14 protein-coding genes are annotated in these 19707 nt (G+C 75.9%); 11 read left to right on the forward strand and 3 right to left on the reverse strand.

All coding sequences use genetic code 11. From position 1 onward, the window contains the following. Nucleotides 1-145: 145 nt before the first annotated feature. From fbp to ACFYSC_RS27855, 3 genes are all read right to left on the reverse strand, one after another. On the reverse strand, nucleotides 146-1285 hold the full coding sequence (gene fbp, locus ACFYSC_RS27845; RefSeq protein ID WP_389967604.1) for a fructose-1,6-bisphosphate aldolase/phosphatase: 1140 nt from the start codon (nucleotides 1283-1285) through the stop codon (nucleotides 146-148). Nucleotides 1286-1551: 266 nt separating this feature from the next. After that, the gene (locus ACFYSC_RS27850) at nucleotides 1552-2535 is read right to left on the reverse strand and encodes a DUF2804 domain-containing protein (protein WP_389967605.1); all 984 of its coding nucleotides are present in this window, start codon (nucleotides 2533-2535) and stop codon (nucleotides 1552-1554) included. Between the two features lie 224 nt (nucleotides 2536-2759). Next, nucleotides 2760-4817, reverse strand: a complete 2058-nt coding sequence (locus tag ACFYSC_RS27855) for a glycoside hydrolase family 44 protein (RefSeq protein WP_389967607.1) — start codon at nucleotides 4815-4817, stop codon at nucleotides 2760-2762. A 352-nt stretch (nucleotides 4818-5169) separates the two neighbouring features. Between ACFYSC_RS27855 and ACFYSC_RS27860 the strand changes: the two genes are divergently transcribed. From ACFYSC_RS27860 to ACFYSC_RS27910, 11 genes are all read left to right on the forward strand, one after another. After that, nucleotides 5170-6960 (forward strand): NAD(P)H-dependent oxidoreductase subunit E, encoded by a 1791-nt coding sequence (locus ACFYSC_RS27860; protein WP_389967609.1) that lies wholly within the window; start codon nucleotides 5170-5172, stop codon nucleotides 6958-6960. Beyond that, nucleotides 6957-9755: a formate dehydrogenase subunit alpha gene (gene fdhF, locus ACFYSC_RS27865; protein WP_389967611.1), complete on the forward strand. Its 2799-nt coding sequence runs from the start codon at nucleotides 6957-6959 to the stop codon at nucleotides 9753-9755. Before ACFYSC_RS27860 ends, fdhF begins: the two co-directional genes overlap by 4 nt. A 73-nt stretch (nucleotides 9756-9828) precedes the next feature. Continuing rightward, nucleotides 9829-10743: a universal stress protein gene (locus ACFYSC_RS27870; RefSeq protein ID WP_389967612.1), complete on the forward strand. Its 915-nt coding sequence runs from the start codon at nucleotides 9829-9831 to the stop codon at nucleotides 10741-10743. Between the two features lie 48 nt (nucleotides 10744-10791). Next, nucleotides 10792-11703, forward strand: coding sequence for a universal stress protein (locus ACFYSC_RS27875; RefSeq protein ID WP_389967614.1), 912 nt, complete (start codon nucleotides 10792-10794; stop codon nucleotides 11701-11703). A 245-nt stretch (nucleotides 11704-11948) separates the two neighbouring features. Further along, a complete protein-coding gene (locus tag ACFYSC_RS27880; protein WP_362944872.1) occupies nucleotides 11949-12818 on the forward strand; it encodes a universal stress protein in 870 nt (289 codons plus the stop codon). Further along, complete coding sequence (locus tag ACFYSC_RS27885; protein ID WP_389967616.1) at nucleotides 12818-13324, forward strand: HPP family protein; 507 nt, start codon at nucleotides 12818-12820, stop codon at nucleotides 13322-13324. Before ACFYSC_RS27880 ends, ACFYSC_RS27885 begins: the two co-directional genes overlap by 1 nt. Then, on the forward strand, nucleotides 13308-14210 hold the full coding sequence (locus ACFYSC_RS27890) for a universal stress protein (protein ID WP_389967618.1): 903 nt from the start codon (nucleotides 13308-13310) through the stop codon (nucleotides 14208-14210). Before ACFYSC_RS27885 ends, ACFYSC_RS27890 begins: the two co-directional genes overlap by 17 nt. Before the next feature lie 112 nt (nucleotides 14211-14322). Next, nucleotides 14323-15219: a universal stress protein gene (locus ACFYSC_RS27895; RefSeq protein ID WP_389967620.1), complete on the forward strand. Its 897-nt coding sequence runs from the start codon at nucleotides 14323-14325 to the stop codon at nucleotides 15217-15219. Beyond that, nucleotides 15216-17522: a heavy metal translocating P-type ATPase gene (locus tag ACFYSC_RS27900; protein ID WP_389967622.1), complete on the forward strand. Its 2307-nt coding sequence runs from the start codon at nucleotides 15216-15218 to the stop codon at nucleotides 17520-17522. Before ACFYSC_RS27895 ends, ACFYSC_RS27900 begins: the two co-directional genes overlap by 4 nt. 215 nt (nucleotides 17523-17737) lie before the next feature. Next, nucleotides 17738-18739 (forward strand): Acg family FMN-binding oxidoreductase, encoded by a 1002-nt coding sequence (locus tag ACFYSC_RS27905; protein WP_389967624.1) that lies wholly within the window; start codon nucleotides 17738-17740, stop codon nucleotides 18737-18739. Between the two features lie 97 nt (nucleotides 18740-18836). Next, nucleotides 18837-19676 carry a universal stress protein gene (locus ACFYSC_RS27910; RefSeq protein ID WP_389967626.1) on the forward strand — a complete coding sequence of 280 codons (840 nt, stop codon included), beginning with the start codon at nucleotides 18837-18839 and terminating at the stop codon, nucleotides 19674-19676. Nucleotides 19677-19707 lie beyond the last annotated feature (31 nt).

Raw genomic sequence — 19707 nt, forward strand, 5'->3', positions numbered from 1 at the left:
TCGGTGACGGAGGGACGGGAAGGCCCCGCCCCGGGGCTCCGGGCCCGGGACGGGTTCCTCATCGTTCGCGACGGCTGGTCCCGGACGCCGCCCGGGGCCCGCCGCCGTGCGGGTCACCGTACGGACGGCGGCGACGGCACGCGGGTCACGGCACCGGAGACGGGGTCGGCGGGGCCGGGGTCGCGACCTCGGTGGTCATCGGCGTCCAGCGGTTCGCCAGCCGCCGCGACAGGACGGACATGGTGGTGTACTCCAGGTCCTCGAGCGGCAGGCGGTGCGGTTCGAACGGGCCGTGCCGGCGCAGGTAGTCCATGACCTCGCCCGCCTGCTGCCGGGCCCGGTCGAAGGCCGGGTCGTCGAACATGTCGCGCGGGCCGATCAGCTTGCCGCCGCGGATCTGGAAGCCCAGGCAGACCACGCGCGGCGGGCCGTCGAACCGGGACGGGTGGGCGTGCTCGACCGGGACCGGCATGAACGGCGCGTGGTGGGAGCCGCGCATGCAGCCGGCGACCGTGTACGGGAAGGCGAAGGGCTCCAGCGCCTCGCCGACCGCGGGCAGCCCCGACTGGCAGCGGATGATCATCACCGGGTCGTCCTTGCCGACGTACTTGCCGGCGATGAGCGACAGTCGCTGGGTGCTCGTCGCCGCGGCCGTCTCGCCGAGGGTCTTGGAGCGGACCCCGTGGACGACGTAGCGGGCCGGTGCGCCGATGTACATGAGCATGTCGTAGATGTCGGCCGGGCAGTCGAAGACGATGCGCTTCTCCTCGTACAGGTCGTAGACCTCGAAGCCGAACCCGGCGTGCATCTTCTCGTCGATGACCAGGCCCGGGGTGTTGAACGGGTCGGCGAACATCTTGTACAGCGGGAGGTTCCACGCGCCCGGCTCGGTCTTGTCGGCCAGGAAGCACAGCACCGGCTCCGACGGGCGCTCCTCGAACTCCAGCTCGGCGTAGCCCGGTCCCATGCCCTTCAGGTTGCCCGAGAAGGCGTCCGACAGCAGGTCCTGGCCGGCGCCGTACAGGCGCAGCTCCTGGGCGATGCGGGTGGTGGCCCGGAAGGTGTCCCAGGCGAAGGAATGGATGAGACCCGCGTCCACGCCGTAGGTGTGGGTCATGATGAGTGAGATGTCGTCGCCGCAGGAGGCGACCCGGCCGTCGATGAGCAGCCCGGAGGCCGTCGCCCTGCCGAGCTCGCGCCTGGCCTCGGCCAGCATGTCCGGGTGCACGGCGGAGTGACCGACGAACCCCCCGGTGTCGGCCTTGATGACGCTCAAAGTGATCATGGTGATGCCTCCCCCTGGCTTCTCCCTGCACCCACCCTGTGCCGGGCCTTCTCGCCGCCGGTAGGGCAGGAGGTCCCGGGAGGGACGGGACTTCCGCACCTACTCGGCGGCGCCCGGGCGGCCACACGCTGGGACGACGCCCCCGGCGGCGTCCTCGAGGAGGAGGCCGGGATGACGTGGGAGCCCATCCGCAAGACCGGAGGCCGGGCCGTACGGGCCGACCTCGTGGACCACGGTGGAGCGGAGCCGGGGCCCGCCGGGCATCCTCACCAGCGCTGGCGGGCCTCCTCGGCCCAGCCGACCAGGCCGTCGAGATCGACCCGGTCGCCCTCGTCCGTCCGGACGCGGCCGGAGAAGCGGCCGAAACACTGGTGGGTCTCGCTGCCGACCACGCCCAGCTCGGTGCGTGAGACCCTCTCGTGGAACGGGTGGAAGACGACCTCCACCCCGGGACCGGTCATCCGCCAGGGCCGCGTCCAGTCGCGCCGGTCGTACACCCAGGTCAGCTCATCGCCGATCTTGTGCATCCGCCCGCCGGTGAACAGCGCGTTCTCCGTCGAACCGGTGCCGTCGGTCCACCTGCCGCCGAGCTGGATCGCCCGGCCCGGCGCGCAGCCCGCCGCCCAGTTCCAGGTGATCGAGTACGGCCAGCGGCCCCGGCCGTGGTCGAGCACGGCGAAGGAGGTCGCCTCGTCGAGGACGTGCCGGGCCTCTCCGACGGTCAGGGTGCCGCGCACCGGCCTGCCGAGGTCCTTGACCGTGTACTGGAACCTCCGGGGACTCCACGGGACGACCACGCCGAGCGACTCGTGCCCCTCGGGCAGCGGCACCTCCACGTCGAGCCGCACCCCGGGCGCGGCGGCCCGCAGCGACGTGCCCCCGGCGCGCTGGTCGATGTCGATGCGCAGCCCCGGGCCCCGCGCCGACACCCGGCCCTCACCGCAGCGGTCCGGGAACACCGCGCCGCGCGCCAGCGGCACGACCACGTCCTTGACGATCTCCTCGCCGGTCGCGCGGTCGAGCACGTAGACGCCGTGCACGCCCGCGTAGTCGAGGGAGGAGGCCACCACGCCGACGATGTGATCGGGGGTGACGACGCCCCAGTACTCCCAGCGCTTGGCCCGGCCCCAGCCGCGCAGGTTCGCGCGGTGCAGCGGACGCCTGCTCCATCCGACGGCGCCGGGGTTGAGCCGCCCGTCGGGCAGGCACAGATCGACGGGGGCGGTTATCTCCCGCTCATGGGTCGGCATGACGGGAGCTTAGCGACGCGCCGCCGGTACGCCCAGACCACGGCCCTCCCGTCAGCCGGTGCCCGCGCGGGCGGCCAGCGGGGCGTCCATCCCGTCCACCGGCCAGGCCGTGACGCCGTAGGAGGCCGCGCGGAGCGCCAGGTCGGTCTGGGCGTGCGACCTCGCCAGGGGGAGCCCGCCGCGGCCGGTACGGTCACCGGCCGCGGCGGGGGAGGGGAGAGGGGTCAGCCCGCCCGGCAGGGGGAGCCGTTGAGGGTGAAGGCGGTGGGCTTGGCGTTGGCGGTGCCGTTGAGGGAGGCCAGGAAGCCGAACTCGGCACTGCCGCCGCCCGCGGCGAGCGTGCCGTTCCAGGAGACGTTGGTCACGGTGACGGCGGCGCCGCTTTGGGCGTGGGTGCCGTTCCAGGACTGGGTGATCTTCTGCCCGTCGGCGAAGGTCCAGCCGGCCTTCCAGCCGTTGACCGGGGCGGTGCCGTTGTTGGTGACCTTGACGTTGCCCTGGAAACCGCCCTGCCACTGGTTCGTGACCGTGTAGGTCACGGTGCAGGAGGCGACCGGCGTCGGGGTCGGGGTGTCGTCGACCGTGGGCGTCGGGGTCGGGGTGGGGGTGGGGTCGGCGCCGCCCTTGGGGATGACGACCGTGCTGATGGAGTTGGCGGGGAACGTGCCGGTGTAGCCGTTCGCGCCGACCTGCTGGTCGGCGGCGCGCTGGATCGCGGTGAGGTTCGCGGCGCTGTAGCGGTAGGTCTGCGCGGTGGAGGAGCCGGTGCGGCCCTTGAGCGCGATGTCGCTGGTGAGGTCCTCGCCGGTCTTGTTGACCACGACGAGGGTCAGCGCCTTGTCGGAGGCGCGCTCGGCGGCGTAGACGGCGAGCTTGCCCTGGTCGGCGCTGGTGGCGGAGACCGCGGTCTCGCCGAACGCGCCGCCCTTGCCGTCGTAGTTGCGGTACATCCGGAACGCGTACGCGACCGGGTCGGTGCCCTTGGGCGCGGTCCACAGCGCGGCCAGGTCGAGCTTCTCCCTGCCGAAGATGCCCAGCACGTCGGCCTCGGCCAGCGCGCCGTTGATGTGGCCGTAGGCGCCCCAGCTGTACTCGGTCATGGCGACCTTGGTGCCCGGGTAGTGCTGGGCGACCAGCTCCCGCATCCGCGGGATCATCCGTACCGGCTGGTTGATCCAGCTCTCGTCCACGTAGGTGGAGTCCCACAGCTGGCGGGTGGAGCGCAGCCGCAGCGCCTGGGTGGCGGCGTCGCCGGCGTCGGTGGCGCTCACCCCGGACTGCTGCGGGTAGAGGTGGTTGTCGAAGTAGTCGAGGATCCGGACGCCGTTCTTGTCCTCGTAGGCCTTCATCTGGTCGAGGTACCACGGGCCCAGGTCCTGCCCGCCGTGCGCCGCCTTGTCCGGCGGGTTGCTCCAGCAGCCGGTCCGGCCGCAGGTGTCCTGGTCCAGCCCGGAGAAGGTGATCGAGTTCAGGCCCCAGCCGACCGGGCCGAGGGTCTTGGCGCCCGGGTCGGCCTCCTTGACCGCCGCGGCGTATTCGTAGGTGCGGTCACGCAGCTCGTCGTAGCCCAGTCCCTTGGAGCGGACGTCCCGGTGGGTGGAGTGCCACAGGTCGGGCTCGTTGTCGAGCTCGTAGTACCTCACCCCGCCGTCGGCCGCGGCGCCGTACCTGCCCTTGAGGTGGGTGATCCAGTCCTTGACGTACTGCGGGCCGGCCTCGACGCTGGTGTCCTTCGGGTCGTTGCCGGTGATCAGGGTGCCGTCGGGCTTCTTGCCGTTGCCGCAGTCGGGGGCCCAGGGGTCGGTGGACTCCTGCGCGCCGTACTTGGCGACGCTGAACCCGCACGCCTTGGCCCGGTCCTTGGCCACCCAGCCGATCAGCGGCAGGGTCAGGATGGTCCGCGTGCCGGTGGCCCGGTTCTGCTCGACGAACCGGTCGGTTTCCGAGCCGTTCGGCAGGGTCGAGGGGTCGGGGTTGTCGTTGGGGATGTTCTCGAAGTACCAGTCGGAGGCCCGGTTGGTGGTGTCGTTGCGGAAGTTGTAGCGGGTGGTCGCGTTCCCGCCCCAGCGGTGGACCGGCAGCCGCAGGTCGCGGGCGAGCGCCTCGTCGGCGAAGTTCATGCCGTAGATGTCGGGGTTGATCGCGTACCGGCCGGAGGCCAGGTCCACGCTCAGCGCGGGGCCCGCGGCGGCGGCGCTGGCCAGGCCGGTCAGCTGCCCGAGCCCGAGGCCGGCGGCCAGCACCCCGGCCGCGGCCGACAGGAGCGCGTTTCTTTGACGCACGGTGAGTTTCCTTCCGATGCTGCGGCGGTCGTGAGCCCTCCTTATGGGAGCGCTCCCACGGGGAGGGTGGTCACCGTCCCGGCCGCTGTCAAGGAAACGCTTTCCGTACGGCGGGCAACGGCAGGTCGGCGCTGAAACTTTCCCGCGGGCGTCCGCCGCGCGAGGAGCGCGAGGAGGGCGGGGGCGTGAGGAACGCGAGGAGCGCAGGAACGTGAGAAGCGTGAGGGCCGCGAGGGGTGCAAGAACGTGAGAAGCGTGAGAAGTGCGAGGAACGGTAGAGAAGCGGCAAAAGTCCCATCGCGGTACTCCCATGGTGCCAGGGGGGCGAACCGGGCGGGTTCATCATGGGTCTATGAACGCGGTCGCCCGCTGGGACGCCTTCCGCGCGCTGGCCGACCGGCGCGGACGTCCCGGTGCCCGGCTGATCGACTCGCTGGCCGGGGCCGCCGCCACCGTGCCGGGCGGCCCGGCGGCGTGGGCCCCGGGGATGGCCCGCGCCTTCGGCCTGCCGGCCGCCGCCGGCCTGGGCCCCGCGACCTTCTACGCAGACCTCGCCGTCCCGCACGGCCGCCGGCACGTGCGGATCTGCACGGCGGCGGCCTGCTTCGCCGCCGACGCGGGCCGCCATCTGACCGAGGTGGAGGAGACGCTCGGCGTCGCCGTGGACGGCGTCACCCCCGACGGCGAGGTCTCGCTGCAGGGGGTGCGCTGCCTCGGCTACTGCTACGCGGGCCCCGCCTGCCTCGACGGCGACGTCCCGTGCACCGGCCCCGATCTCGCCGGCCAGCTCTCCGGCCGGGTGCCGCCGCGGACGCCGCCGATCCCGGCCGCCGACGCCACCGGAGACCCCGTCGTGCTCGCTGGGATCACCGGCCGGGAGGCCGCCTGGCAGGTGTGGCCCAGGGTGGTCCGGGAGGGCGACCCCGCGCGGGTGGCCGCCGAGGTGGCCGCCTCCGGACTGCGCGGACGGGGCGGCGCGGGGTTCCCGGTCGCCGCGAAGTGGGCCGCCGCGGGCGGCTCGCCCGCCACCGTGGTCGTGGCCAACGGCGACGAGGGGGACCCCGGCTCCTACGCCGACCGGCTGCTGATGGAGTCCGACCCCGAACGGGTGCTGGAGGGGATCGCGCTGGCCTGCTTCGCCTGCGGCGCCCGCCGGGCCGTGGTGCTGGTCCGCTCGGAGTACCCCCTCGCCCTGGCCACGATGGGGGCCGCGGTGGACCGGGCCCGCGCCGCCGGGCATCTGGGCCGCGACGTCCACGGCACCGGCGTCGGTGTCGACGTCCACGTCGTCGCGGGGGCCGGCTCCTACGTCGCGGGGGAGGAGACCGCCCTCATCGCCGGGCTGGAGGGGGAGCGCGGCTGCGCCCGGCCCCGCCCGCCGTACCCGGTCCGGGAGGGGCTGTGGGGCGATCCGACCGTGGTCAACAACATCGAGACGCTCGCCGCGGTGCCGTGGATCGTGCGCCGGGGCGGCGCCGCCTACGCCCGCCGCGGCGCCCCGGCCGAGACCGGCACGAAGCTGGTCTGCCTGTCGGAGCGGTTCGCCCGCCCCGGCTGCTACGAGGTCGAGCTGGGCACGCCGCTGTCGCGCGTCGTCACCGGACTGGGCGGCGGCCTGCGCGACGGCGCCGAGCTCGCCGTCCTGCAGGTCGGCGGTCCGCTGGGCGGTTTCCTGGCCCCCGGCGGGCTGGACGTGCCGCTGACGGAGGAGGCCCTGGCCGCCCGCGGCGCAGCGCTCGGGCACGCCGGCCTCGTCGCCTTCGACCGGCGCCCGGCCCCGCGCGACGTGCTGCGCCACGTGTGGGCCTTCGCCGCCGCCGAGAGCTGCGGCGCCTGCTCACCCTGCCGCGTCGGCTCCCGCCGCGGCCTGGAGATCGCCGGGTACGGCGGGCGGCCCGCCCCCGCCGGGTACGGCACCGCGTCCGAGGCCTCCGGCGGCGCACCCGGTGCCACCGGAGTGGAGAACCCGGCGGCGGACGGCGAGAGGCCGGTGCGGGACGGCGGGCCGCCCGATGAGGAGTACGCGCGGCTGCTGCGGGTGATGGACCAGGCCAGCCTGTGCGCCTTCGGCCGCCGGGTCCCCGCCGCCGTGCGCAGCCTCGCCCGTGCCTACGGCGACCGCCTCGAAGGGTGGGACCCGTGAACCCCGGCCCGCCGCGGGCGGACACCCCCGGAACGGCGGCGCCCGCGACCGCGGCTCCTGGGACGGGGGACCCCGAGGCGGCGGTCCCCGGGGTCGCGCGGGCGGCTCCGGTGGAGGTGACGGTGGACGGCGTCGTCGTCCGGGTGGGCGGGGACGCCTCGCTGCTGGACGCGGTGCGCGCGGCCGGCGTCGGGCCGGCGACGCTGCCCGCGCTGTGCCACGACGACCGCCTGTCACCGGCCGGCTCCTGCCGTACCTGCCTGGTACGGGCGGGCGGGCACGTCGTCGCCGCCTGCGTGACCCCGGCGGCCGGCGGTGCCTCCGTGGAGGTCGCCTCGGGTGAGATGGCGGGGCTGCGCCGCGAGGCCGTGGAGCTGATCGTGGCGGGCCTGCCGCCGCGCGCCCTGGCCGGCGACGCCGGCAGCGAGCTGGCAGAGGCGTGCCGGGCGCTCGGCGTCGGCCCGGAGACCGCCCGCGCGCCGGGCGGGCGCGGCCGGGACGACAGCCACCCCTACGTCCGCCTCGACCGCGACCTGTGCATCGCCTGCGGCCGGTGCGTGCGCATGTGCGCCGAGGTCCAGGGCACCTTCGCCCTCACGCTGACCGGCCGCGGCGCGGACGCGGTCGTCGCCCCCGGCACGGGCGGGCCGTGGATCGACTCCGACTGCGTGGCCTGCGGCGGCTGCGTCGACACCTGCCCCACCGGCGCGCTCACCGAACCCGGCCTGCCGCTCGGCGGCCGGGCGGCGGTGACCGCGCGCACCCGCACCACCTGCGGCTACTGCGGCGTCGGCTGCTCGCTGGACGTGCTGACCCGCGACGGCGAGGTCGCGGCCGTGCTGCCCGGCCGCGACGGCCCGGTCAACCGCGGCCACGCCTGCGTCAAGGGCCGCTTCGCCCACGGCTTCCTGCGCGCGCCGGACCGCCTCACCCGGCCGCTGCTGCGCCGCGACGGCCGCCTGGAGGAGGTCACCTGGGCCGAGGCGCTCGGCCACGTCGCCCGGGGACTGCGGGCCGCCGTCGCCGGAGGCGGCCCCGGCGCGGTGGCGGCGATCTCCTCGGCGCGGGCCACCAACGAGGAGAACTACCTGCTGCAGAAGCTCATGCGGGTCGTCCTCGGCACGAACAACGTCGACAACTGCTCCCGGCTGTGCCACTCGCCCTCGGCGGCCGGGCTGACCGCCTCCCTCGGCCTGCCCGGCGGCACCGACGCCTTCGAGGACGTCGAGCGCGCCGACTGCCTGCTGCTGGTGGGCGCCAACCCGGCCGAGGCCCACCCGGTGGTGGGGGCCCGGCTGCTGCGCCGCGTCCTGGAGGACGGGACGCGGCTGATCGTCGCCGACCCGAGGGCCGTGGGGCTGGCCCGTCACGCCGACGTGCACCTGCGGCCCCGCCCCGGGACGAACGTCGCCCTGTTCCACGGGCTGGCGCACGTGCTGCTGGCCGAGGGGATGATCGACGAGGGGTTCCTGCGGAGCCGCGCCACCGGTCTGCCGGAGCTGACCGCGCTCCTCGGCGACTACCCGCCGGAGCGGGTGGCCGCCGTCACCGGCGTCCCGGCCGCCGACCTGGTGGCCGCCGCCCGCCTGTACGGCGGGGCCGGACGCCCCGCGATCCTCTACGGCCTCGGCGTCACCGAGCACCTGCACGGCACCGACGGGGTGCGGGCGCTGGCCAACCTGGCGATCCTGCGCGGCGCGGTCGGCACCGGCCGCGGCTTCGGGATCAACCCGCTGCGCGGCCAGAACAACGTCCAGGGCGCCTCCGACATGGGCGCGCTGCCTGACACGCTGCCCGGCTACGGCAGGGTCGACGACCCGGACGCCCGGCGGCGGGCCGAGGCCGTCTGGGGCACGCCGGTCCCGGAACGGCCGGGCATGCGCATCCCGGAGATGTTCGCCGCCGCCCGCGCCGGGACGCTGCGGGCGCTGTGGATCATGGGGGAGGACGTCTGCGCCACCGACCCGGACGCGGGAAGGGTCGCCGAGGCGCTCGACGCCTGCCCGCTGGTGATCTGCCAGGAGCTGTTCCCCTCGGAGACCGCGCGCCGCGCAGACGTCGTGCTGCCGGTGGCGTCGTGGCTGGAGAAGGACGGCACCTTCGTCAACTTCGACCGCCGCTTCCAGCGGGTCCGCCCCGCGCTGGACCCGCCGGGGGAGGCCATGGCCGACTTCGCGGTGATCAACGCCGTCGCCGCCGCGCTCGGCGCGGACCTCGGCTGCCCCACCCCGGCCGCCGCGCTGGCCGAGTGCGCCGCGGTGGCCCCGCTGTTCGCCGGGCTGTCGCACGAGCGGCTGGACGCCGAGGGCGCCGTCCCCTGGCCGTGCCCGGACCCCGCCGCCCCCGGGGAGGCGAGCCTGTACCGGGAGCGGTTCGCCACCCCCGACGGCCTGGCCCGCCTGGCCGCCCCGCCGTACCTGCCGCCGGGTGAGACGCCGGACGACCGCTACCCGCTGGTCATGGTCACCGGGCGGCGCTGGGCGCACTACAACTCCGGAACCATGACCCGCCGTACGGGCAACCTCCTGCTGGACCCCGGCGACCGGCTCGACCTGCACCCGGTGGACGCCGCCCGGTACGGCCTCGCCGACGGCGCGCCGGTGGTCGTGGAGAGCCGGCACGGCCGGGCCACGCTGCTCGCCCGGCTCACCGGCGAGGTGGCCCCGGGGCAGGTGTTCTGCGCCTTCCACTTCCCCGGGAACGGGGTCAACACCCTCACCTCCGACCACACCGACACCGTGACGTCGTGCCCGGAGTACAAGGTGACGGCGGTACGGCTGGCCGGGGGCGGCTGAGACGGCCACCCGCCGTCCGCCGTCCCCGGACATCAAGGGAAGTACCGAGGGGAACAGCATGGTGAAACCGCGGATGAGAAGGCGCAGGGTCGTGACCGGCTACGACGGCTCGGACCACTCGCTGCAGGCCCTGGAGTGGGCCATGGACGAGGCCGAGCTCAGACGGCTCCCGCTGACCGTCGTCCACGCCTGGCAGTGGCCGTACGGCGAGGCCGGCGAGGACGCCGGGGAACGCCGGCGGGAGGCGGCCGGGCGGGTGCTGCGGCACGGCGCCGACTGCGCGCGGGCGTGCAGCACGATCGTGGAGGTGGCCACCGACCTCTACGAGGGGCACGCCGCCCGGCGGCTGGTGGAGCTGTCCGCCGACGCCGAACTCGTCGTGATCGGCTCCCGCGGGCGGAACGCCCCGGCCCGGTCGGTGATCGGCTCCACCGCCTCCTCCGTCGCCGCCCACGCGCGGGCCCCGGTGGTCATCACCCGGGGGACCGGCCCGATCCCCGTGCCGCTGCACGCCGGCCCGGTGGTGCTCGGCCTGAAGGACACCACCTCCGACGAGGTGCTGGAGTTCGCCTTCGAGGAGGCGGCGCTGCGGCGGCTGCGGCTGCTCGTCATGCACGCCGGCCATCCGCGTCACCTCACGGCGTGGGGCGTGGCCATGGCCCCGCTGCCCGACATCGACGACTCGGCCCGGGTCTGCCGGGAGTGGGTGGACGAGCGCCTCGCCGGGTGGCAGGAGAAGTACCCGAAGGTCACCGTCGACGTCTGCCTCAGCACCACCGCTCCGAAGGAGGCGCTGCTGACCGCGTCGGCCGAGGCGACCCTTCTCGTGGCCGGGGCGGGCCGGTCGGCGATGCTGTCCGGGCATCTGGGGCTGATGACCCGCTCCCTGGTCAGGCACGCCTCCGGGGCCGTCGCGGTCGTGCCCCCGCCGTGGGACCGGCCGGACCCGGCGGACCCGGAGAACCTGGAGGACCTTGAGAATCCCTGATCCCCGGGCGCGGAGAACAGGAGACGGTGACGCAGGACGGGAGGAACCATGGGCGGGCACGTGGTGGCCGGCACGGACGGATCGAGGCCGGCGTCGATCGGGGTGAAGTGGGCGGCCGACGACGCCGCCCGGCGCGGGTGCGGCCTGCGCGTCGTCCACGTCTGTGAGCCGTGGGCCTACGACCTGCCGTACGTGCAGGTGCCGGGCGTCCAGCCGTCCGGGGCGCAGGTACCCGGCGCGCGGGTGCCCGGCGCGCCGGTGGGCGTGTCGCGCGCCTGCGAGGAGATGCTCTCCACCGCCGTGGACCTGGCCCGCGAGCAGGCGCCCGGCGTGGAGGTGACGCCGGTGCTCGTCACCGGGCGGGTCATCGAGACGCTGCTGGAGGAGTCCCGCCGGGCGGTCCAGGTCGTCGTCGGCAGCCGGGGCCTGGGCGGCTTCGCCGGCATGCTGGTCGGGTCGGTCGGGGTGGGCCTGGCCGGCCGGGCGGCCTGTCCCGTGGTCGTGGTGCGCGGCGCCCAGGAGGCCGTTCAGGGGGAGATCGTCGCCGGGTTCGACGGGTCGGCCGCGTCCCGCGCCGCGCTGGAGTACGCCTTCGCCGAGGCCGCCCGCCGCGGCGCCCGCCTCCGCGTGGTCTACGCCTGGCACGCGACCGTGATGACCCCGTACGCGGCCGGCTGCTCGTCGCTGGCCGAGGACGCCCTCGCCTCCGGCCGGGAGGCGGTGCACGGGGTGCTGGAGTCGTGGATCGAGGACCACCCCCAGGTGGAGACGGCCGAGACGTCCGTCTGCGCCCACCCGGTGTCCGCCCTCTGCGAGGCCTCGGCCCGGGCCGACCTCGTGGTCGTCGGCTCGCGCGGCCTGACCGGGCTCGGCTCGCTCGTGCTGGGCTCGGTCAGCCGCGGCGTGCTGCACCACGCCCACTGCCCGGTCGCGGTGGTGCCGTCTCCGGAGGAGGGGTGAGACACGAGGGACGCGGACGGCGGCGCCCTGCGGGAGGAGGGCTTCGCGGGAGGAACGGGAGGAGGCGGCGGACGGGCCGCTTCACGGGAGGAGGCGAGGGCGGGCTCCGGCCCGTGACGGCGACGGCAGCCGGACCGGAGCGTCGGCAACCGGACCGGAAGTCCCTGGCGGACGGGTCTTTCGGCCGCTGCGGCGGACCACGGCCCGGGTGTCGGATGGACGGTGATGAACCTGAGGAGGGTGACATGACAGCGCACGTACTGGTGGGTACGGACGGCTCCGCCCCGGCGCGGGCCGCGGTTCGATGGGCCGCCGACGACGCGGTCCGGCGCGGCTGGGCCCTGCGGATCGTGCACGTGTGCGAACCGTGGACCTACGACCTCCCGCTCCAGACCCCGCCGGGCTTCCGCGACTCCATGGCCGAGTACTGCAGGGGGATGCTCGAAAGCGCCGCCGACCTGGCCCGCGAGCACGCTCCCCAGCTGGAGGTGGACGCCGTTCTGGAGCCGGGCAGGATCGTGGAGGTCCTGCGCCGCGAGGCCGCCGACGCCCGGGAGGTCGTGGTCGGCAGCCGCGGCTTGGGCGGATTCACCGGCATGCTGCTCGGCTCGGTCTCCCTGGCCCTGGCCGGGCACGTGAACGCCTCCGTCGTGGTGGTCAAGGGGGAGCCGAGGGAGCAGCCGGCCGGCGAGGTCGTCGTCGGCTTCGACGGTTCCGCCCACTCGGTCGCGGCCCTGGAGTACGCCTTCGAGGACGCCGCCCGGCGCGGAGCCCGGCTGCACGCCGTGCACACCTGGCAGATGCCCGTCGTGGGACCGGGCGCCACCGCCTACACGCCGCTGATCGAGGAGATCGCCGCCTCCGAACGGCACATCATCAAGGACGCGCTCGCCCCCTGGCGGGACAAGTACCCGCAGGTGGAGGTGACCGAGACGGTGGTCTGCGGGCACCCGGTCGCGGTCATCCGCGACGCGTCGCGGAACGCGGACCTGGTGGTCGTCGGCTCCCGCGGGCTGGGCCGCGCCGGCTCGGCCCTGCTCGGCTCGGTGAGCCACGGCGTGCTGCACCACTCCCACTGCCCCGTCGCCGTGGTGCGCGCCCGCGGGGAGGCGTGATGGACGTGCAGAGCCCGCCGGACGTCCGCGACCTCACGGTCGGCCGGGTGATGAGCCGGACGCTCGTCGCCGTCGACCCCGACGAGTCGCCGCTGCTGGCCTGGGAGATCATGCGCCGGGCCGGCGTCCACCACCTGCCGGTCGTGGACGGCGACCGCCACCTGGTGGGCGTCCTCACCCGCGAGGACATCACCGCCCGCTGGTCGGGCGGCCCGGCCGAGCAGTCCCGGGTCCGCGTCCACGACCTGGTCTCCGGGCACCGCTGCCCCCGCATCTCGGCGCACGCGCCGCTGAGGGAGGCCGCGGCGGCCATGATCGGCGCCGGCACCGCCGCGATCCCGGTCCTGGGGGAGTCCGGGACCATCGTGGGGATGGTGACCACCACCGACGTCCTGCGGGCGGTGGCCGGCCGGATCGGCGAGGAGGCCGGCGACGGGGAGCCGCCGGAGCTCATGACGGGGATGTTCCGCCTGGTCCCGGTGCTGCCGCATGACTCGTGGCGGTGACGCGCAGCTCGCCGCGCGGATCCACTTCCTGTCCCGGGTCGCGCACGGCGCCGCCTCCCGCCCCCGCGCGGGACGCGAGATCGTCGTCGCGTTCGACGGGTCCGCGCAGAGCCGTGCCGCCGTCGAGTGGGCGGCACGGGCGTGCGGGGTGCGCGGCGGGAGGCTGACCGTCTGCCACGTGTGGGACGGCCCCCGGGCCGAACGCGAGGCGGCGGTGACCGCGCGTGAACGCGGTCTCGCCGGGCTCGTCCTGTCGGAGGGGGTGGAGCTGGCCGAGCGGCTGCTGCCGGGCCGCGCCGTACGGCCGGTGCTGCTGCGGGGGGACCCCGGGGCGGAGCTGGTCTCGCTCGGCCGGACGGCGGAGATGCTGGTGCTCGGCGCCCGGGGCCGCGGCGGCACGGACGGGCTGCTCGTGGGCTCGGTGAGCGCCCACGTCGCCGCGCACGCGGCCTGCCCCGTGCTGGCCGTACGGGGGACCGAATCGGCGGCGGGGCGCGCGGAGACCGTCGTGGTCGGGGTGGACGGGTCGGCCTGCTCGCTGGCGGCCCTGCGGTTCGCGCTCGGGTACGCCCGGGGTCACCGGCTGCCGATCCACGCGATCCACGCCCGCCGGGACGGGCCGGGCAGGCCGGGGGAGGAGCTGGAGCGGTGGGTCGCCGAGGCCGTCGCCGAACTGCCCCGGGGAACCGCCGGGGTGACCGTCACGACCAGCACGGTCGGCGGCCCGCCGCTGCCGGTGCTGCTGCCCGGCAGCCACCGGGCGCGGCTGCTGGTCGTCGGCTCGCGCGGGCTCGGCCCGGTGCGGAGCCGCCTGCTCGGCTCGGTCAGCCGGGAGGTGCTGCGGCGGGCCGGATGCACGGTGGCGGTGGTCAAGGACCGCGACTGAGCCCGCCGCGGACCGGCGGGCCCGCCCGAGGACCCGAGGACCCGAGGACCCGAGGACCCGAGGACCCGAGGACCCGAGGACCCGAAGACGCGCAGGACCTGAGGAGGAGACCATGTTCCCGAACGACACCGGCCGGCCGGTCCCCGGAGCGGCCGGCGGCCCCGCGCCCGTCGTCGCCGCGGTGGACGGCTCACCCGACGCCGACAGGGCGGTACGGTGGGCCGCCGACGACGCCTTCCGGCGGCGGCTGCCGCTGCGCCTCGTGCACGTCGTGGAGCGCGGGCCGTACGACGTCCCCCGGTTCGCCGCCCCCGAGTGGCCGGGCGCGCTCGTCGTGAGCGGGCGCCGGGTCCTGGAGGAGGCCGAGAGCCGGGCGCGCGCCCACCAGCCGACGCTGGAGGTGACCACCGAGCTCATCGAGGGGTCCCGGACGAGGAGCCTGTGCGAGCAGGCCGGCGACGCCGCCGAGATCGTGCTCGGCAGCCGCGGCCTGGGCGGCTTCGCCAGCGCCCTGCTCGGCTCGGTGAGCACCTACGTGGCCGGGCACGTCCGCTGCCCGGTGGTCGTCGTCCGCCCCGGAGGGGAGGAGCACCGCCGCGAGGTCGTCGTCGGCGTCGACGACTCCCCGCAGTCCGACCCCGCCCTCGCCTACGCCTTCGAGCAGGCCAGGGTGCGCGGCTGCCCGCTGCGCGCGGTCCACGCCTGGCAGCTCCCGGTGCACGCCTTCGCGCCGGACGTCACCTACGACATGGACGAGGTCCGCCGCTACCAGGACCGCATGGTGCGCGAGAAGCTCACCGCCTGGCGGGAGAAGCTCCCCGACGTGCCGGTGATCGAGGACGTCTCCAGCGCCCACCCCGTCGACGCCCTCGTCGAGGCGTCGGCCGAGGCCGACCTGGTCGTCGTCGGCTCGCGGGGCATGGGCACGATCGGCTCGGCGATCCTGGGCTCGGTCAGCCGGGGGGTACTGCACCACGCCCGCTGCCCGGTGGCGGTCGTACGGGCATGAACCCCGGCCGTGTCGCGCACCGGGCCACCGCCGTCCTGCTCGCCGTCACCGTGGCCGGGCTGGTGTGCGGTGGCGCGCTGTACCTGGCCGGCGCGCCCGCCGCGGCCGGCGTCGTGTGGGCGGCCGTCACCGCCGTGGCCCTCGTGCCCGCGGCGTGGTGGGTGGTCTCGGCGCTGCGCGGCGGCCGGGTGGGCGTGGACGCGATCGCCGTCCTCGCCCTGGGCGGCGCGCTCGCCGTACGGGAGTACCTCGCCGGAGCGCTGATCGGCGTGATGCTCGCCACCGGCCGGGCCCTGGAGGAGCACGCGCTGCGCCGCGCCCGGCGCGACCTCACCGCGCTGTACGAGCGCGCCCCCCGCTCGGCCCGGCGCTACGAGGGCGGCGAGCCCCGTCTCGTCCCGGTGGACGCGGTCCGCCCCGGCGACCTGCTGATGGTCCCCCCCGGCGAGACCGTCCCCGCCGACGGCGTGGTCGCCGCCGGCTCGGCGCTGCTGGACGAGTCGGCGCTGACCGGCGAGTCGCTGCCGGTGGAGTACCCCGAGGGCCGGCCGGTGCGCAGCGGCGCCGTCAACGCCGGCGCCGCGTTCGACCTGCGAGCCACCCGCACCGCGGCCGACAGCGCCTACGCCGGCGTCGTGCGGCTGGCCAGGGAGACCGAGGCGGAGAGCGCCCCCGTCGTACGGCTCGCCGACCGCTTCGCCGCCTGGTTCCTGCCCCTCACGCTGCTCGTGGCCGGGGCGGCCTGGTGGCTGTCCCGCGACCCGGTCCGCGCCGTCGCCGTGCTGGTCGTCGCCACCCCCTGCCCGCTGCTGCTGGCCGCGCCCGCCGCGATCGCCTCCGGCCTGTCCCGCACCGCCCGCCACGGCGTGGTCGTCAAGGGCGGCGGGGCGCTGGAGCGGCTCGGGCAGGCCCGCACACTGGTGCTGGACAAGACCGGCACGCTGACCTCGGGCCGGCCGGACGTCTCCGGCGTCGTGGCCGCGCCCGGCGCCGACCCCGGCGACGTGCTGCGCTGGGCCGCCGCGGTGGACCGGATGTCGTCCCACGTGCTCGCCGAGGCGATCGTCCGCACCGCCCGGGAGCGCGGCGTCTCCCCGCCGCAGCCGTCCGGCGTGGTCGAGCGGCCGGGCACCGGCACCGAGGGGCTGGTGGAGGGCCGCCGCATCGAGGTCGGCAAGGCCACCGCCCCCACCCATCCGGAGTGGGAACGCGTCCAGCGGGCGCGGGCCGCCCTGGACGGCGCCATGACCGTCTGGGTGACCGCCGACGGCGAACCGGCCGGGGTGATCCTGCTCCGCGACACCGTGCGGTCCGACGCGGCACGGACCCTGCGCCGGATGCGCGAGGCCGGGATCGACCGGGTGGTCATGCTCACCGGGGACCGCCCCGAGGTCGCCGAGAGCGTCGGCGTGGTCCTCGGCGTGGACCGCGTGCTGGCCGGGCAGACGCCCGCGGACAAGGTCGCGGCGGTACGGCGGGAGACCGGCCGGGCGGTGACCGTGATGGTCGGCGACGGCGTCAACGACGCCCCCGCCCTGGCCGCCGCCGACGTCGGGGTCGCCATGGGCGCCCGGGGCTCGGCCGCCTCCACCCAGGCCGCCGACGTGGTGCTCACCGCCGACCGGCTGGACCGCCTGGCCGACGCCATGGACGTCGCCCGCCGCTCCCGGCGCATCGCCGTGCAGAGTGCCGCCGCCGGGATGGCGATGTCGCTGCTCGCCATGGCCGCCGCCGCGGCCGGGCTGCTGCCGCCCGCGGCCGGCGCGCTGCTGCAGGAGGCCATCGACATCGCGGTGATCGTCAACGCGCTGCGGGCGCTGCGCCCGGCGCGCGGCACCCGCCCGGAGGTGGACGCCGCCACCGAGTCCCTGCTGCGCCGCTTCGAGCTGGACCACTCCTCGCTGCGGCCGCCGCTGGAACTGATCCGCCGGACCGCCGACGAACTGGGCGAACGCCCCGGCCCCGAAGACCTGGAACGCCTGCGGGAGGTCCACCGCTTCCTCACCGAACGGCTCCTCCCGCACGAGCGGGCCGAGGAACGCGCGCTGTACCCGGCGATGGGCCAGGTTCTCGGCGGCCCCGAGGTGACCATGACGATGAGCAGGGCGCACGCGGAGATCGAACGGCTCGTCCGCCGGCTGGGCCGCCACCTCGACCTCGCCGGGGACGCCGGGCTCCGCCCGGAGCAGCTCGACGACCTGCGCTCCTGCCTGTACGGCCTGCACGCGGTGCTGCTGCTCCACTTCGACCAGGAGGAGGAGGCCTACTTCTCCCTCGCCCTCGGCGTTCGCTCCCCGGCGTGACCCCGTCGCGGCCCGGACGGCGGCCGGATCCCCGGCGTGGCCTCCGGGCGGAGGGCGGAACCGTACCGGGGCCATGGTCCCTGCCATCGGGGACTTTCGCCGCTGACCGCCGGGCCGCCGTCCGGGGACGATCGACAGGAGGAGGCGATGATGACGACCAAGGATGTCCCGGGCGCGCGGGCCGCCTCCGCGCGGACGCCCGGCGGAGGACGGTCATGAGCGCTCACCCGATCGAGGAGATCATCTCGGCGACGAGGGCGGCGGTCCAGGCCGCGGTCTGGGCGCCGTCGGTGCACAACACCCAGCCGTGGTCCTTCACCGTCGAGGGCGACGAGATCGCCCTGCGCGCCGACGGCGACCGCAAACTGCGGATCGGCGACGCCGCCGGCCGCGAGCTGCTGATCAGCTGCGGCGCGGCCCTGACGAACGTACGGCTCACGCTGCGCCGCCTCGGCCACGAACCCCTCGTGCGGATCCTGCCCGACCCCGACCGCCCCGCCCTGGTGGCGACCGTACGGGTCGGCGGGACGGTCGTCCCCGACGAGCACACCGCCCTGCTGCACGCCGAGATCGAACGCCGCCGCACCCACCGCGCCGGGTTCACCGAGCTGCCCGTCCCCGAGCGCCTGGAGGAGACGCTGGCCGCCCAGGCCGCCGCCGAGGGCGCGCGGCTCACGCCGATCCACGCCGAGGCCGCCGTCCGGGTGCTCGCCGCCCTCACCTCCGCCGCACAGGACGTGCAGTCGCAGGACCGGCTGTTCTCCCTGGAGGTGGTCCGCTGGGCCCGGCCCCCGGGCAGCATGCGGGGCGACGGCGTCCCGGCGGGCGGCTACCCCCGGGAGCCCCGGCGGACCCGCCCGCACTTCGCCCAGCGCGACTACGCCCACGGCCATCCCTGGGGCAACGACAGCGACCAGTTCTACGGCACCTCCACCGGCACGGTGGCCGTGCTGACCACGCGCGGCGACTCCCGCGAGGACTGGATCACCGCCGGTGAGGCCCTGCAGCGCGTGCTGCTGCACGCCTCGGCGTACGGCCTCAGCGCCGCCTTCCACACCCAGGCGCTGGAGGCGCACCACCTGCGGGAGTTCATCCGGCAGGAGCTGCTGTCCGGCGAGTACCCGCAGATGATCATGCGTCTCGGGTTCACCTTCGACGAGAACGCCGCCACCCGGCGGCCGGTCTCCGAAGTGCTGGAGGAACGCCCGCCGCACTGACCGGTGATCATTCGGGGGAGCGCCCGGAAGCGCCTGCCGGCGCACGGGAGCACCGTACGACCGGGCCACCGGCCCGCGAGAGCAGGGGGAGGACACCGTGATCCTGGTGGGAGTCGACGGCTCGCACGCCGGCCTGGGCGCCGTGAGCTGGGCGGTCCGGGAGGCCCGCCTGCGCCGGACCGCGCTGCGCGTCGTGCACGTCATGCCGGCCTGGCCGCTGCGGATGACCGAGGGCGCCCCGTACGCCGAGGTGGGCCGGTGGATGCGCGACGGGGCCGCCGCCACACTGACCGGCGCGCTGGCCCGGGTGGAGGAGGAGGGCGGCGGCGTCGAGACGGAGACGGAGCTGCTGCCCGGCGAGCCCCGGAACGTGCTGCTGGAGGCCGCCCGGGAGGCGGAGCTGCTGGTGGTGGGCAGCCACGGGCTGGGCGGGTTCCGGGGGATGCTACTCGGCTCGATCGCGCTCGGCGTGACCGGCCGCGCCTCCTGCCCGGTGGCCGTCGTGCGCGACCTGCCCGCCCACTCACGCGGCGAGGTGGTCGTGGGCGTCGACGGATCCCCGGGCGGCGCGGCGGCCGTCGACCTCGCCTTCGCCGAGGCGGCCCTGCGTGGCGCCCCGCTGCGGGCCGTCCACGCCTGGCGGCGGTCCGTCGCCCCGTTTCCGCCGCGCGAGACGGCCGAAGACGAGCGGCGGGTCCTGGCCGAGGCCCTGGCCGGCCGGGGTGAGAGCCACCCGGACGTCAAGGTCGCCGAACAGGTGGAGCAGGGCCACCCGGTCGAGGTGCTCAGGGACCTGTCCGCGCGGGCCGACCTGCTGGTCGTGGGGTCGCGAGGACGCGGTGAGCTGGGCGGCCTGCTGCTCGGCTCGGTGAGCCACTCACTGATCCACCACGCCGCCTGCCCGATGATCGTGGTCCCCGGCCCGCCGGAGCACTGATCCCCGCCGCGGCTTGATAGGTTGATCGGCG

This window comes from Streptosporangium sp. NPDC004379, from assembly GCF_042873875.1.
In the GTDB taxonomy this organism is placed as follows: Bacteria; Actinomycetota; Actinomycetes; order Streptosporangiales; family Streptosporangiaceae; genus Streptosporangium.